14 protein-coding genes are annotated in these 15332 nt (G+C 68.0%); 12 read left to right on the top strand and 2 right to left on the bottom strand.

Features of this window, described 5'->3' with window-relative positions; translation table 11 throughout:
- Positions 1–19 precede the first annotated feature (19 nt).
- From argB to MMF96_RS16600, 7 genes are all read left to right on the top strand, one after another.
- The gene (gene argB / locus MMF96_RS16630; RefSeq protein ID WP_176617359.1) at positions 20–919 is read left to right on the top strand and encodes an acetylglutamate kinase; all 900 of its coding nucleotides are present in this window, start codon (positions 20–22) and stop codon (positions 917–919) included.
- Positions 916–2262 carry an acetylornithine transaminase gene (locus MMF96_RS16625; RefSeq protein WP_256884193.1) on the top strand — a complete coding sequence of 449 codons (1347 nt, stop codon included), beginning with the start codon at positions 916–918 and terminating at the stop codon, positions 2260–2262. The genes argB and MMF96_RS16625 overlap by 4 nt, the downstream gene beginning before the upstream one ends.
- Entirely contained in the window at positions 2262–3248 is a 987-nt protein-coding gene (argF, locus tag MMF96_RS16620; protein ID WP_256884192.1) for an ornithine carbamoyltransferase, read from the top strand. The genes MMF96_RS16625 and argF overlap by 1 nt, the downstream gene beginning before the upstream one ends.
- Positions 3249–3250: 2 nt before the next feature.
- Positions 3251–3784 (top strand): arginine repressor, encoded by a 534-nt coding sequence (locus tag MMF96_RS16615; RefSeq protein ID WP_256884191.1) that lies wholly within the window; start codon positions 3251–3253, stop codon positions 3782–3784.
- Positions 3785–3904: 120 nt separating this feature from the next.
- The gene (locus MMF96_RS16610; protein WP_256884190.1) at positions 3905–5110 is read left to right on the top strand and encodes an argininosuccinate synthase; all 1206 of its coding nucleotides are present in this window, start codon (positions 3905–3907) and stop codon (positions 5108–5110) included.
- Positions 5111–5116: 6 nt separating this feature from the next.
- Positions 5117–6538 (top strand): argininosuccinate lyase, encoded by a 1422-nt coding sequence (argH, locus tag MMF96_RS16605; protein WP_176617342.1) that lies wholly within the window; start codon positions 5117–5119, stop codon positions 6536–6538.
- Positions 6539–6785: 247 nt separating this feature from the next.
- Positions 6786–7517 carry a maleylpyruvate isomerase family mycothiol-dependent enzyme gene (locus tag MMF96_RS16600; protein WP_176617343.1) on the top strand — a complete coding sequence of 244 codons (732 nt, stop codon included), beginning with the start codon at positions 6786–6788 and terminating at the stop codon, positions 7515–7517.
- 13 nt (positions 7518–7530) lie between these two features.
- Here the strand turns inward: MMF96_RS16600 and MMF96_RS16595 are convergent, their stop codons facing one another.
- On the bottom strand, positions 7531–8421 hold the full coding sequence (locus MMF96_RS16595; protein WP_256884189.1) for a DNA-3-methyladenine glycosylase: 891 nt from the start codon (positions 8419–8421) through the stop codon (positions 7531–7533).
- A gap of 70 nt (positions 8422–8491) precedes the next feature.
- On the opposite strand from MMF96_RS16595, the gene MMF96_RS16590 reads away from it, so the two are divergent.
- Both MMF96_RS16590 and MMF96_RS16585 read left to right on the top strand, forming a co-directional pair.
- Positions 8492–9130, top strand: coding sequence for an SRPBCC domain-containing protein (locus tag MMF96_RS16590; RefSeq protein WP_256884188.1), 639 nt, complete (start codon positions 8492–8494; stop codon positions 9128–9130).
- Positions 9131–9204: 74 nt separating this feature from the next.
- Entirely contained in the window at positions 9205–9870 is a 666-nt protein-coding gene (locus MMF96_RS16585; RefSeq protein ID WP_176617346.1) for a DNA-3-methyladenine glycosylase, read from the top strand.
- Here the strand turns inward: MMF96_RS16585 and MMF96_RS16580 are convergent.
- Positions 9809–10426 carry a GNAT family N-acetyltransferase gene (locus MMF96_RS16580; protein WP_256884210.1) on the bottom strand — a complete coding sequence of 206 codons (618 nt, stop codon included), beginning with the start codon at positions 10424–10426 and terminating at the stop codon, positions 9809–9811. The two genes, MMF96_RS16585 and MMF96_RS16580, sit on opposite strands and share 62 nt — an antisense overlap.
- Before the next feature lie 94 nt (positions 10427–10520).
- Between MMF96_RS16580 and MMF96_RS16575 the strand changes: the two genes are divergently transcribed.
- From MMF96_RS16575 to tyrS, 3 genes are all read left to right on the top strand, one after another.
- Complete coding sequence (locus MMF96_RS16575; protein ID WP_375141458.1) at positions 10521–11120, top strand: adenine phosphoribosyltransferase; 600 nt, start codon at positions 10521–10523, stop codon at positions 11118–11120.
- A 145-nt stretch (positions 11121–11265) separates the two neighbouring features.
- Entirely contained in the window at positions 11266–13506 is a 2241-nt protein-coding gene (locus MMF96_RS16570) for an AAA family ATPase (protein WP_176617349.1), read from the top strand.
- A 53-nt stretch (positions 13507–13559) separates the two neighbouring features.
- A complete protein-coding gene (tyrS, locus tag MMF96_RS16565) occupies positions 13560–14870 on the top strand; it encodes a tyrosine--tRNA ligase (protein WP_176617350.1) in 1311 nt (436 codons plus the stop codon).
- The last annotated feature ends 462 nt before the right edge of the window (positions 14871–15332 follow it).

Raw genomic sequence — 15332 nt, 5'->3', positions numbered from 1 at the left:
GAATTGAAGGAAGAGAATGATGGATTCGGTGGAAACCGCGCAGGACAAGGCAGCGTCGCTGATTGAGGCGCTGCCGTGGATCCAGCAATTTGCCGGCACCGTGGTGGTGGTCAAGTACGGCGGCAACGCCATGATCAACGACGACCTCCGGCGGGCGTTTGCCGAGGACATCGTGTTCATGCACCACGTGGGCATCAAGCCCGTGGTGGTGCACGGCGGCGGTCCGCAGATCAACGCGATGCTCAAGCGCCTGGACATCAAGAGCGAGTTCAAGGGCGGCCTGCGCGTCACCACGCCCGAGGCCATGGACGTGGTCCGCATGGTCCTGACCGGGCAGGTGGGCCGCGAACTGGTGGGCCTGATCAACTCCCACGGCGCCTACGCCGTGGGGCTGTCCGGCGAGGACGGGGCGCTGCTGCAGGCCGAACGCACCGGCACCGTCGTGGACGGGCTGCCCGTGGACCTGGGCCTGGTCGGCGAGGTGGTGGGCGTGAACCCCGGCGCCATCATCGACCTGCTGGAGGCCGGGCGCATCCCCGTCATCTCCACCGTGGCGCCCGAGGTGGGCGACGCCTCCACCGTACTGAACGTCAACGCGGACACCGCGGCCTCGGCCCTGGCCGTCGCCCTGGGCGCCTCGCGCCTGGTCATCCTGACCGACGTCGAAGGCCTCTACGCCAACTGGCCGGACAAGTCATCCCTGTTGTCCTCCCTGGGCGCCGGCGAACTGCGCGCCATGCTGCCGTCGCTGGAATCGGGGATGATCCCCAAGATGGGCGCCTGCCTGAACGCTGTCGACGGCGGGGTGGCCCGCGCCGCCGTCGTCGACGGGCGCAGCGCGCATTCAATGCTGCTGGAACTGATGACCACCGCCGGCAACGGCACCCAGGTTTTTCCCGACGAAGAGGACGCATCATGAGTGAGGAAACGGCCGGGGCCAGCCCGGAAAACACCAGTGCCGAAGGGCTCCGGACGGCCAACGGCCAGTCCGTGCAGCTCCCCGCCACGGCAGCCGCCGTGACAGGCACGGGCACCGGCGAGCAGTGGCTGGCGCGCTACGGCAATGCGCTGATGGGTGTCTTTGGCAGCCCGCAGCGCGTCCTCGTGCGTGGTGCCGGTGCCGTGGTGTGGGACGCCGACGGCAAGGAGTACCTGGACCTGTTGGGCGGGATCGCCGTTAACGCGCTGGGCCACGCCCACCCCTTTGTCACCTCCGTGATCGCCAGCCAGTTGGCCACCCTGGGCCACGTTTCGAACTTTTTCACCAGCCCCACCCAGATTGCGCTGGCCGAAAAGCTGCTGGAACTGAGCAACGCGCCCCAGGGCTCCAAGGTGTTCTTCGCCAATTCCGGCACGGAGGCCAACGAGGCGGCGTTCAAGCTCGCCCGGGCCCACGGCAAGGCACACCCGGCCGCGGACGGACGGGAACGCAGCACCATCCTGGCCCTCGAAGGCGCCTTCCACGGCCGCACCATGGGCGCCCTGGCGCTGACCGCCAAGCAGGCCTACCGGGAACCGTTCGAACCCATGCCCGGCGGTGTCCGGCACATCCCGTTCAACGACATCGAGGCGTTGAAGGAAGCACTTGATGACACGGTGGCCGCCTTCGTGATCGAACCCGTCCAGGGCGAGGCCGGCGTCCGCCCGCTCTCCGACGCGTACCTGCGCGCCGCACGCGAGCTGGCCACGCAGGCCGGCGCGCTGCTCATCGTTGACGAGGTGCAGACCGGCGTGGGCCGCACAGGGGACTGGTTCGCCGGGCTCGCCGCCGGCATCCAGCCGGACGCCATGACCCTGGCCAAGGGCCTGGGCGGGGGATTCCCCATCGGCGCCATCGTCACCTTTGGCGAAGGGCCGTCATCGCTCCTGTCCGCCGGCCAGCACGGCACCACGTTCGGCGGGAACCCGGTGGCCACGGCTGCGGCCCTGGCCACGCTGCACGTGCTTGAGGCCCAGGACGTGCTGGCCAACGTGCGCGCCGTCAGCCGCATCTTCGCCGACGGCCTGGCCGGGATCGACGCCGTCACCGAGGTCCGTGCGCACGGCCTGCTGATCGGCTTTGACCTGGACCGGCCCGTCGCCGCCGGCGTGGTGACGGCCGCCCTCGACGCCGGCTTCATCGTCAACGCGCCCCGTCCCACCACCATCCGGCTGGCCCCGCCGCTGAACCTGACGGCCGAACAGGCCGCCTCGTTCCTGGCGGCACTGCCCGCCCTCATCGACACGGCCGTTGCGGCCCAGTCCACCGAAGGAGCATCCTGATGACCCGGCACTTTTTGGTTGACACCGACCTCAGCCCCTCGGAGCAGGCGGAGGTCCTGACCCTGGCCGCCAGGCTGAAAAAGGCCCCCTATTCCAAGAGCACCTTTGCCGGCGACGGCGCGGGCGCGCAGACCGTGGCCGTGATCTTTGACAAGACCTCCACCCGGACCCGCGTGTCCTTCGCCGCCGGCGTGGCCGCACTGGGCGGCAACCCGCTGATCATCAACCCCGGCGAGGCCCAGATCGGCCACAAGGAATCCGTGGCGGACACCGCCCGGGTGCTCGAGCGCATGGTTTCCACCATCGTGTGGCGCACCTACGCCCAGGAGGGCCTGGAGGAAATGGCCGCCCATTCCAGGGTGCCCGTCATCAACGCCCTTTCCGACGACTACCACCCGTGCCAGCTGCTCGCGGACCTGCTCACCATCCAGGAACACAAGGGCAAACTGGCCGGCCTCACCATGACGTACATGGGCGATTCCGCCAACAACATGGCCAACTCCTACCTGCTGGCCGGCGTCACGGCCGGCATGCACGTGCGCATCACCGGACCCGAAGGGTACCTGCCCGCCGCCGCTGTGGTGGCCGCCGCCGAGGAACGGGCCGCCCTCACCGGCGGTTCCGTGCTGGTCACCACGGATGTGGACCGCGCCGTCGCCGGGGCCGACGTCCTGGTCACCGACACCTGGGTGTCCATGGGCCAGGAGGCCGAGAAGGAGGCGCGCCTGCAATTGTTCCAGGACTACGCGCTCGACGACGCCGCCCTCGCCAAGGCGGATGCCGGCGCAATAGTCCTCCACTGCCTGCCGGCCTACCGCGGCTACGAAATCACCGGCTCCGTCATCGACGGCCCGCAGTCCGTGGTGTGGGACGAGGCAGAAAACCGCCTGCACGCGCAGAAGGCCCTCATGGTATGGCTGGTGGAACAGACCGCGGCCGAGGACGCGCTGGCCCTGCAGGCCGCCACGGAAGCGGCCGGCGCCTGACCATGTCCAGGACTTCCGCCGGCGGTGCCATGCCGGCCACCAAGACGGCCCGCCAGGCCCGCGTGACGGCCCTGCTGGCCAGCCGGGCCGTGCGTTCCCAGGCGGAGCTGGCCACCCTGCTGGCCGACGACGGACTGGTGGTGGGGCAGGCCACCCTGTCCCGGGACCTGGTGGAACTGCGGGCCTACCGGGTCCGGGGCAAGGACGGCGGGCTGATCTACGCCGTCCCCCGGGAGGGAGGGGAACGCGGCGTCCATTCGCCGTCGTCCCAGGAACTGCTGGACACCCGGCTGGTCCGGCTGTGCGGGGAACTGCTCGTCACCGCCGAGGCATCGGCCAACATTGCCGTGCTGCGCACCCCGCCGGGGGCGGCGAACTTCCTGGCCCTGGCCATTGACCATTCGGTCATGCCGAGCATCCTGGGCACCATCGCCGGGGACGACACCGTCATGATCATCACCCGGGACCCCCAGGGCGGGGCCCAGGTGGCTGAACGCTTCCTGCAGTTTGCCGCCGAATCGGGCGCGGCGGGGTAATGGCCCCGCCAACCGCCTACCCTAGAACCACGGGAACCAAAGAACCACAAGAACACCATCCGTCGACGCCGCAGGCCCGAACGGACGCCATCAAATTCAGTGATAAAAGGAGAAAAGAACGTGACTGAGCGCATTGTATTGGCCTACTCCGGTGGCCTCGACACATCCGTTGCCATCGGCTGGATCGGCGAAGCGACGGGGGCCGAGGTCATCGCCGTGGCCGTGGACGTCGGACAGGGCGGGGAATCCCTGGAGGACATTCGCCAGCGCGCCCTGGCCTGCGGCGCCGTCGAAGCCTACGTGGCCGACGCACGCGACGAATTCGCCAACGACTACGCCATGCCCACCCTGAAGGCCAACGCCCTCTACCAGGGCCACTACCCGCTGGTGTCCGCGATTTCCCGGCCCGTGATCGTCAAGCACCTGGTGAAGGCAGCCCGCGAATTTGGCGCCACCACCGTCGCCCACGGCTGCACCGGCAAGGGCAACGACCAGGTCCGCTTCGAGGTCGGCATCCAGACCCTGGGCCCGGACCTGAAGTGCATCGCCCCCGTCCGGGACCTGGCGCTGACCCGCGACAAGGCCATCGCCTTCGCCGAGGCCAACAACCTGCCCATCGTGACGACCAAAAAGAACCCGTACTCGATCGACCAGAACGTCTGGGGCCGGGCCGTGGAAACCGGGTACCTCGAGGACATCTGGAACGCGCCCACCAAGGACATCTACGACTACACGGCCACCCCGGAATTCCCGCCGGCACCGGACGAGGTCATCATCACCTTCGCCCAGGGCGTCCCCGTCGCGATCGACGGCCACAAGGTGACCCCGCTGCAGGCCATCCAGGAACTGAACCGCCGCGCCGGCGCGCAGGGCGTGGGCCGGATCGACGTCGTCGAGGACCGCCTGGTGGGCATCAAGTCCCGCGAAATCTACGAAGCCCCGGGCGCCATGGCGCTGATCACCGCGCACAAGCACCTCGAAGACATCACCGTCGAGCGCGAACAGGCCCGCTTCAAGTCCACCGTGGGCCAGCGCTGGGCTGAACTGGTCTACGACGGCCAGTGGTTCTCCCCGCTCAAACGCTCCCTGGACGCCTTCATCGAGGACACCCAAAAGTACGTCTCCGGCGACATCCGCATGACCCTCCACGGCGGGCAGGCGATCGTCAACGGCCGCCGCTCCGACACCTCGCTGTACGACTTCGACCTGGCCACCTACGACACCGGGGACACCTTCGACCAGTCGCAGGCCCGCGGCTTCATCGAGCTGTGGGGCATGTCCTCCAAGGTCGCCTCCACCCGCGACCAGCGCGTCGCAGGGAAGTAGCCGGCGGTGGTCGAGACCCACGGGACCAACGAGGGCGCACTCTGGGGCGGACGCTTCCAGGGCGGGCCGGCCGACGCGCTGGCCGCGCTGAGCAAGTCCACCCACTTTGACTGGCGCCTGGCCCTGTACGACATTGCCGGGTCCAAGGCCCACGCCCGTGTCCTGAACACGGCAGGGCTGCTCGACGACGGCGAGCTGGCCGGCATGCTCAACGCGCTCTCGGACCTGGAGGCAGACGTCAAGTCCGGCGCCTACGGCCCGGCGGCGACCGACGAGGACGTACACGGTTCGCTGGAACGCGGCCTGATCGAACGGGCCGGCGCCGCGCTGGGCGGCAAGCTCCGCGCGGGCCGGTCCCGCAACGACCAGATCGCCACGCTGGGCCGGATGTACCTGCGGGACCACGCACGCATCATCGCCGGGGGAGTGCTGGCCGTGGTCGACGCCCTGGTGGCGCAGGCCAAGGCCCACCACGGTGTCGCCATGCCCGGGCGCACGCACCTGCAGCACGCACAGCCGGTGCTGCTCAGCCACCACCTGCTCGCCCACGCCTGGGCGCTGCTGCGCGATGTGCAGCGCCTGGTCGACTGGGACAAGCGTGCAGCGGTTTCCCCGTACGGTTCCGGCGCCCTGGCCGGCTCCTCGCTGGGGCTGGACCCGAACGCCGTCGCTGCGGACCTTGGCTTTGCCTCGGCCGCGTGGAACTCGATCGACGGCACCGCCTCCCGCGACGTCTTCGCCGAGTTTGCGTGGGTGTCCGCCATGATCGGCGTGGACCTCTCCCGCGTCTCGGAGGAAGTCATCCTGTGGGCCACGAAGGAATTCTCCTTCGTGACGCTGCACGATTCCTACTCCACCGGGTCCTCGATCATGCCGCAGAAGAAAAACCCGGACGTGGCGGAACTGGCCCGCGGCAAGGCGGGTCGTCTCATCGGCGACCTCACCGGGCTGCTGGCCACGCTCAAGGGCCTGCCCCTGGCATACAACCGGGACCTGCAGGAGGACAAGGAGCCCGTGTTTGACGCGGCGGACACCCTGGAACTGCTGCTCCCGGCCGTTTCCGGCATGATTGCCACGCTGGTGTTCAACACCGAACGGATGGAATCCCTGGCGCCGCAGGGCTTCGCCCTGGCCACGGACATTGCCGAGTGGCTGGTCCGCCAGGGCGTGCCGTTCCGCGACGCCCACGAACTCTCGGGGGCCGCGGTCAAGGTGGCCGAGGCACGTGGCGTGGAGCTGTGGGACCTGACGGACGAGGAATACGCGTCCATCTCCGCGCACCTCACCCCCGAGGTCCGCACGGTCCTGAGCACGGAAGGGTCGCTGAACAGCCGCAACTCCCAGGGGGGCACCGCCCCTTCGGCGGTGACCGAACAGCTGGCCGCCCTGGAGGGGCAGCTGGGCCAGGTGCGGGCCTTCCTGGCCTGACCGGCGCCGCCGCTGCACGGAAAATGCCCGCATCCGCACACCGGATGTGGGCATTTTTTTGCAGCTGTGCCGCTATCGCACAGCGCACTCCCACTGCCCGCAAGCCCGCAGCGGGCCCCTCGGCCGCTATCGCACAGCGCCCTCCCACTGCTCGCAAGCTCGCAGCGGGCCCCTCGGCCGCTATCGCACAGCGCCCTCCCACTGCTCGCAAGCTCGCAGCGGGCCCCTCGGCCGCTATGCTGGGGCAATGACTGAGATAACAACGGCCCAGCTGACGGACCGGCTGGGCGCGGCAGCGGACGCCCTGGCCGGCAAAGTGGCGCATTTAAGCGACGACGACGTCCGCGCCGCAACCGGGCTGCCCGGCTGGACGAGGGGGCATGTGCTGGCCCATGTTGCCAACGTCTCCGACGCCGTTGCCCGGCAGGTGGAGTACGCACTGCGCGGGGACTCCATCGAGTTTTACGACGGCGGCACCGGCGGCCGCAACCAGGCCATCGAAATGGCGGCGGGACACCCGGCCGCCGAACACCGGGCCACGCTGGACGCCGCCCTGCAGCGGGTGCTCTCCGCCCTGGCCGGGCTGGATGACGAACAGTGGCGGCTGCGCATCAACTACCGTGACGGCACGGTGTACGACGGGGCGTTGGCCCTGTGGCGGGAACTGGTCATCCACCTCGCGGACCTTGACGTGGGCCGCGGGCCGGAAACGTGGTCCAAGGAATTCTGCCTTTACCTGCTCAGTTTCCTGGCGGCCCGGGTGCCGGAGAACCTGCGCCTGGTGCTGCTGCCGGTGGCCCTGCCGACCATGACGCTGGGGAGCGGCGGGGACACCATCTCGGTGCAGGGCATGCTGACGGACATCGCCGCCTGGCTGGCCGGGCGCACCCCCACCCTGGACAGCCTGCGGGCCGAGGCCGCCGCCGACTCCGTGGACCTGCCGCAGCTGTTGCCCTGGCCAACGGCGTTGGCGAAGTAGCCCCCGGCCGCGCTCAGCTGCGGCCGGCCGGCCGCTCCCCGGAGACGCGCCAAAAGTGCAGGGTTGCGTAGGAGCGCCAGGGCCGCAGCGGCTCGGCCACGCGGGCCAGTTCCGGTGGCTTGATGGACCGGGCCGCGGCCAGGGAGTCGCCGCGCAGCAGGCCGTAGCCGTTGCGGACGGCCGAGTCCGTGGGGAGGAAGATGTCGCTGCTGCCCAGCACACGCATGCTGACATAGCCCACCGTCCAGGGGCCGATCCCGGGCAGGGGCAGGAGCTTTTCGGCAAGCGATTCCGGCGTGTCCGAGGCCTGGAGGCTCAAGGAGCCGTTTGCCAGCATTCCTGCCACGGCGATGAGGCTGTCAATGCGGCGCTGCGGGCCGCGCAGGATGCCCCGGCCGTCCCCGGCAATTTGGGCAGGGGAGGGGAACAGGCGGGTGAGCGTGCCGTGCGGAAGATTGCTGGGTGTGCCGAGCACAAGCAACCCGCGGAGCGCGGTCGTGGCCGCAGCAACCGTGATTTGTTGTCCCACCATGGCACGGACCAGGATTTCGTGGGGGTCCACACAACCCGGCAGCCGGATGCCCGGCAGGGCCGCGACGCGCCCGGACAACAGCGGGTCTGCCGCCAGCACGGCGTCGGCGGCGGCCGGCCTGTGGTCCAGGTTGAAGAGATGCCGGACCCGCTCGACCAGCACGGGGGAGTCGGCAGGGTCCTGGACGTCATGGTCCAGCAGCAGTTTCCCGCGGTCCCAGGACAGCCGGAACCAGCCGTGGCCGCCGGGAAGGGAAAGGGTCCGGGCATAGCTGGTGGATGTCGCCTCCTCCACCCCGTCCACCGCACGCGCCGCCAGGAAATCAAAGATGCCCGGCTCAAAGGGTGGATGAAATGGCTGAGCTTGTCCCATGGGGACCATCCTGCCACGGCTGCCGCGTACGCTGTTTGCCCGAGCCCCCACCCTCGCCTAGTCTGGCTGCATGGCTGACATCATGGATATGCTCACTGGAATCACCCGACTTGTCAAGACGACCACGCTCAACCATCAGGAGGCCACCTCGGTGGTCCTGCAACTCGAAGTTCCTGCCCCCGTCCATGATGTCTGGGCCGCCTGCACGGAAGCCGACAGCATTCAAAAATGGTTCCTGCCCATTAGCGGCGACCTGGGCATCGGCGGCCGCTACGCCCTTGAGGGAAATGCCTCGGGCGAAGTGTTGGATTGCAATGCCGGGCGCAGCTTTCGCGTCTCCTGGGTCATGGGCCAGGGCCCGGATTCCGAACTGCTGTTTACGGTGACGCCGACGAACGTTGACCACTCCCTGGTGGAGCTGGCGCACACCTCCACGGTTGACCCGGAAATGATGGCAAACTATGGCCCCGGCTCGGTCGGCGTCGGCTGGGACGGGGCACTGCTGGGCCTCCAGCACTACCTGCGGGGCATTCCCACGGGCCCGCAGCACCGGCCGGCACCGGAGATCATGAATCCGTTCATGGCGGCCAGCAGCGAGGCCTGGGCCGACGCCGCGATCGCCAACGGGGCCAACCCCGGGGACGCCAGGGCGGCCGCCAGGCGCACCACCGCGTTCTACACCGGGAGGGATGGACAGGGCGCATCCTGACACGGTTTCGGGTGCCCGCGGGGCCACTTTTGATCCGGAGGAAAACCGCCGGCGGCTCCTGCTAACGTGGAACCATGGCCCCACCCGTCGACATCCTTGAACTTCTGCAGCATCCGGCAACGGAGGTGGGGCCCCACCTTTTGGGCGCACTGGTGAGGCATGAGAGTCCGGAAGGGCCCGTCGTCGTGCGCCTGACCGAGGTCGAGGCCTACCTGGGCCCGGCCGACTCGCCCGATCCGGATCCGGGGGCGCACAGCTACCGCGGCAAGACCAACCGCAATGCCGTCATGTTTGGCCCGCCCGGGCACCTCTACGTCTACTTCACCTACGGCATGCATTTTTGCGCGAACCTGGTGTGCCGGCCGGAAGGGATCTCCTCCGGGTGCCTCATGCGGGCCGGTGAAATCGTGGAGGGCCTGGACCTGGCCCGATCACGGCGTCCCACGGCCAAGCACGACCATGAGCTCGCGCAGGGCCCGGCCAGGCTCACCAAGGCCCTGGGCCTGGGCCGAGAACACAACGGGATCCCCGCGCTGGCCGGCGAAGTCACCGTGACGCTGCCGGCCGGGCCGCCGCGCCGTGTCATGTCCGGGCCCCGGGTGGGCATCAGCGGTCCGGGCGGCACTGCCGACTATCCGTGGCGGTTCTGGATTGACGGGGACCCCACTGTCTCCAAGTTCAAGCCGGGAGTGGTGCGCGGCCCGCGTCGGCGCGTACCAGCTGTTCCGAAAGCCCAATGAGTTCGGCCACTTCCGGCTGCAGGTCCGCGGGGGTCAGGCGGCGGACCAGCCCCGCCCGGGACTGCGGCCATTCGTGTTCCAGGATGGAGTAGACGGCCGTGTCCACCCGCGAGCCGTCGTGGCCCCTGCGGTACCCGCGCAGCACGCCGTCCAGGGACGCACCGAGCTTCCGGATCGCGGCCGCGCTGCGTTCATTGCGGACATCGCAGCGCAGGGCCACCCGGTGCACCAGCAGTTCCTCGAACGCGAAGCCCAGCAGGGCCAGCTTGGAGGCGGCATTGACGTTGCGGCCCCAATAATTGCGGCCAAAAAAGGTCATGCCCAACTCAACGCGCGACTGGCCGGGGACGTAGTCGTAAAGGCTGGTGGTGCCGGCCACGGTGCCGGTGGCCCCGTCAAGGACGGCGAACGCAATAACGGCCGGATCCATGATGCGTGCGGCAAAGATTTTCTCCAACCCACGACGCGATGTGGGGCGCTCGGCAGCCATCCCGGCCCACAGTTCGGAATCGACAAAAGGGAACAGGTCTGCCGCATGGCGACGCCGCAGCGGCACAAGCCGGACACCGTGTCCGGGCAGTGAAATGTTGTGTTGCACGGGGAATATATAAGCACCTTTTTTGGGTCCCGAAAACCACCCGTTCAGGAGCCTGTACCGTGGAAAGGTGAAACAAACTCACTGCACCGAATCCGCGTCTTCCGCCACCACACCTCCCACCCTCGAAAATCCGCCAGTTTCCGCGGTTGTTGAGTGTCTTTGCGCCACTGTGGAGGACTATCCGAAGCCGGGCGTTGCGTTCAAGGATTTGACCCCTGTTTTTGCCGACGGCCAGGCACTGCGCCAGGTGGTGGATTCGCTGGTTTCGCCCTTCGCCGGAAAGTTCGACGCCGTTGCCGGGGTTGAGGCGCGCGGGTTCCTGTTGGCGGCCGCCGCGGCCTACGCCTCGGGAACGGGTGTCATCACCGTCCGGAAGGCCGGCAAGCTTCCCCGCGCCGTGTACGCGGAGAGTTACGCGCTGGAATACGGCCATGCCACCTTGGAACTGCACCAGGACGACATCCCTGCCGGCACGCGTGTGTTAATTCTCGACGACGTCCTCGCCACCGGCGGCACGCTCGGCGCCGCCGCAGCCCTGTTGGAGCGCGCCGGGGCCGTGGTGGCCGGCGTCGGGGTTGTCCTGGAAATCGATGCCCTGGCCGGCAGGGGGAACCTTCCGGGCCGCGAGGTGGTCTCGCTGATGCACGTCTAGTGGCGGGCCAGCGTTCCAGCCGCCGAGTGCCGGCGGGCGTGTGTTACGCGTGGCCGCTGGCGCAAGTACCCCCTGACCCGCCGTCGGGTATAGAATAGACGGTCCGCCTTTTGGAACCCCTCCTTCGCTATCAGGAGCATTTTGCATGTATGACGCCGAGCTGGCCCATGAACGTTCCTACGTTGATGGGCTCTACGCCCGACTGGACGAACTTCGCGCCGAAAAGATTGAACAACTCGATGAAGTCCGCCGCACCAAGTCCATGGGCACGCACCAGAACCGTTCCGAACGCGACGCCTTTGCCTCGCTGTACGAGACCCGCCTGGCCCAGCTGAACGCCGTCGACGACAAGCTGGCCTTCGGCCGCCTTGACCTGGACAGCGGCGAACTGCGCTACATCGGCCGGATCGGGCTGTCCACGGAGGACCTGCGCCAGCTCATGGTGGATTGGCGGGCGCCGGAAGCCGGCACGTTTTACCAGGCCACCGCGTTCGAGCGGCAGGGGGTGCGGCGCCGCCGCCACCTCATTTTGACCGGGCGCAACGTCAAGGCCATCGAGGACGACGTCCTGGACCACACGATGCTGGTGGACGGCGAGCAGCTGCAGGGGGAGGGCGCGTTGCTGGCAGCACTGAACTCGAAACGCACCGGCCGCATGAGTGACATCGTCGGCACCATCCAGGCCGAGCAGGACCGCATCATCCGTTCGCCCCTGAGCGGTGCCCTCGTGGTGCAGGGCGGTCCCGGCACCGGCAAGACCGCCGTGGCACTGCACCGCGCCGCGTACCTGCTCTACACCCACCGCGAGCGGCTCGCTTCCGCCGGAGTGCTCCTGGTGGGCCCCTCCAGCGCCTTCATGAAATACATTGAGCGGGTGCTGCCGTCCCTGGGCGAGACCGGGGTGGTCATGGCCAGCGTGGGCCACCTGCTGCCCGGCATCAGCGCCACGGCCGTCGAGTCACCGCAGGTGGCGCGGCTCAAGGGCCGGATCGACATGGCCCAGGTCATTGCGAACGCCGTGGCCAACCGCCAGCGGCTGCCGCGCGGTGATGCCAGGCTCGACGTCGAAGGCACCCGCCTGGTCCTTGCTGCCCGCCAGGTGCGCCGCGCCCGGGACAAGGCCCGCGCCACCGGCAAGCCGCACAACGAGGCCCGCCTGACGTTTGTCAAGATCCTGCTGCGTGAGCTGACCGACCAGCTGCGCGAGCACATTGAAGCCAGCGGCGCCGGCAACACGGCCGACAGGTCCTATCTCGCCGAGGACGTCCGTTCATCGCGGGACGTGCGGATCATGCTCAACCTGTGCTGGATGCCCCTGAGCGCCCAAAAACTGGTTCGCGAGCTGTTCAGCAAACCGGAGATCCTGGCCGCGGTGGCCCCCGGATTCACCGATGCCGAACGGGCCCTCCTGCTGCGCCCCGCCGATGCCCCCTGGACGGAGTCCGACGTCCCGCTCCTGGACGAGGCCGCAGAACTCCTGGGCGAGCTCGACGCGACCGGCGGCCGGGCAGAGGCCGCCCACGACGCCCAGCGCCGGCGCGATCTCGCCAACGCCGAAAAGGCCATCTCCAACATGGACCAGCAGCTGGAGGACTCCGGCGTGAACGGCATGCTCACGGCCGAACAGCTGGCCGACTACAACGTGGTGGAGGGTGAGCACCTGAGCAACGCGGAACGGGCGCTGACCGACCGGACCTGGGCCTATGGCCACGTGGTGGTCGACGAGGCACAGGAGCTTTCGCCCATGCAGTGGCGCCTGCTGGTGCGCCGCTGCCCGGTGAAGTCCTTCACGATTGTGGGCGACATCGCGCAGACCAGTTCCGCAGCCGGGGCCGATTCGTGGCGGCAGGCCTTGTCGCCGTTCATGGGGGAGCGCTGGACCATGGAGGAACTGACCGTCAACTACCGCACCCCCCGGCAGATCGCCGAAGCCGCCGTGCGCATGGCCAACGCGGCCGGACAGGTGGTCTCCGCCCCGAAGGCCGTGCGCGACGGCGAATGGGCGCCCATTGTGGACCGCGTCGCCCCTGGCGGCGTGATCGAGCGCGTGGTCGAGGTCATGGCGGAAGAAACCGCGGCGGTGGCCGGCGGCCTCGTTGCTGTCATAGCGCCCCCGGCTCTCGTGGCGGCAACGGCGGCCGCCCTCCGTGCCGTCTACGGGACCAGGGTGGGCCACGGCGCCGGCTCCGTGGAGCAGGACATCGTGGTGATCGACCCGCACGAGGCCAAGGGGCTGGAATTTGACGGGGTGGTCATCGTGGAACCGGCGGCCCTGCTGGCGGGTGCGGGCGGACGGGTGGGGGACCTGTACGTCGCCATGACCCGCCCCACCCAGCGCCTGCGCCTCATCGCCGCCGAACCGCTGCCGGAGGGAATCGAAGCGTAGGGGAACTGCGTACGGATGGCGAAGAACCGGCGTCGTGCTGGTAATTTTGTGGTGTGTCTTTGCAAACTGAACTCCGCGCCCCCCAGAACGATCCCAGCTTCGCCAACGTCTGGCAGGAGCTCAAGTGGCGGGGCCTGGTCCAGGTCTCCACGGACGAGGCAGCGCTCGAGGAGCTCCTGGCGGGCGATCCGATCACGTACTACTGCGGCTTCGACCCCACCGCGCCCAGCCTGCACCTGGGCAACCTGGTCCAGCTGCTGACCATGCGCCGCATGCAGCTGGCCGGGCACAAGCCGCTGGGCCTGGTGGGCGGCTCAACCGGCCTGGTCGGGGACCCCCGTCCGACGGCGGAGCGCACCATGAACTCCAAGGAAACCGTTTCCGAGTGGGTGGGCTACCTGCAGGGCCAGGTGCAGCGGTTCCTGTCCTTCGAGGGGGACAACGCCGCCCGCATGGTCAACAACCTGGACTGGACCGCGCCCCTGAGCGCCATTGACTTCCTGCGCGACATTGGCAAGTACTTCCGGGTCGGCACCATGATCAAGAAGGACATTGTTGCCTCGCGCCTGAACTCGGACGAGGGCATCAGCTACGCCGAATTCAGCTACCAGATCCTCCAGGGCCTGGACTACCTGGAGCTGCACCGCCAGTACGGTTGCGTCCTGCAACAGGGCGGCTCCGACCAGTGGGGCAACCTGACCAGCGGCACCGACCTGATCCGCAAGGTCGAGGGCACCTCCGTCCACGCGCTGGGCACGCCGCTGATCACCAACTCCGACGGCACCAAGTTCGGCAAGAGCGAAGGCAACGCCGTCTGGCTGGACGCCGACATGTGCAGCCCCTACGACATGTACCAGTTCTGGCTGAACACGGCCGACGCCGACGTGGTGGACCGCCTGAAGGTGTTCACGTTCCTCTCCAAGGCCCAAATTGAGGAGATTGCCGCGTCCGTTGCCGACAAGCCGCAGGCCCGAGAGGGGCAACGGACGCTGGCCTTCCAGGTGACGTCCCTGGTCCATGGCGTGGACGCCACGTTGAAGGTCATTGCCGCCTCAGCCGCACTGTTTGGCCAGGGCGAACTGGGGGAGCTGGATCTGCCCACGCTGGAATCGGCAACCCGGGAGCTGCCCCGTTCGGCGGCGCCAGCCGCCGGCCTGACCATTGTTGAACTGCTGGTCGCCGCCAAACTCTCCAAGAGCAACTCCGAGGCCCGCCGCACCGTCGCCGAGGGCGGGGCCTATGTCAACAACACCAAGGTCACCGACCTTGACGCCGTCCTGGGCGCCGCCGAGGCACTGCATGGCAAGTACCTGCTGGTGCGCCGCGGAAAGCGCACCCTGTCCATGGTGGAGCTCGCGGGCTGAAACGCCCCTGCTCCACCACACAGATGCCCGGCCGATTTGCACATCGGCCGGGCATCTGTGTATTGTTCTATCTGTTGCCTGCACAGGGTTGAGCCGCTTTCCGTTGGGGGGCTGGGCTCCCATTGTGTGGGGGGACCTAATCCTGGTTGTTTTCCTTGCGGATATTGTCGACGTTTTTTGTTGGTTTTGTTTGTTGGGGATGGGGTTTGTGGGTTTTGTGGAGTGATGATCCGCACGGTGTGTGGATTGGACAAAATGAATTCCTTTGAATTAGTATTGTTTCATCACGTCAATGAAAACAAATCTTGTTGTTCATGGTTTGTGGGTATTTGAATTGTGGTTGTTGTTTGAGAACTCAATAGTGTGCCAAGTTTTATTGATGCCGATTGTTTTTTGATTGGTTATTTGGTTGGCTGCCTGCGCCCCTGTGTGGGTGGCTGATCGTTTAGCTGGTTTCGAATT

It is taken from the genome of Arthrobacter sp. STN4 (assembly GCF_024539665.1).
Classification (GTDB): domain Bacteria; phylum Actinomycetota; class Actinomycetes; order Actinomycetales; family Micrococcaceae; genus Specibacter.
Note: the sequence above shows the minus strand (reverse complement) of the source record. Positions and strands in the feature narration are given on the sequence as shown.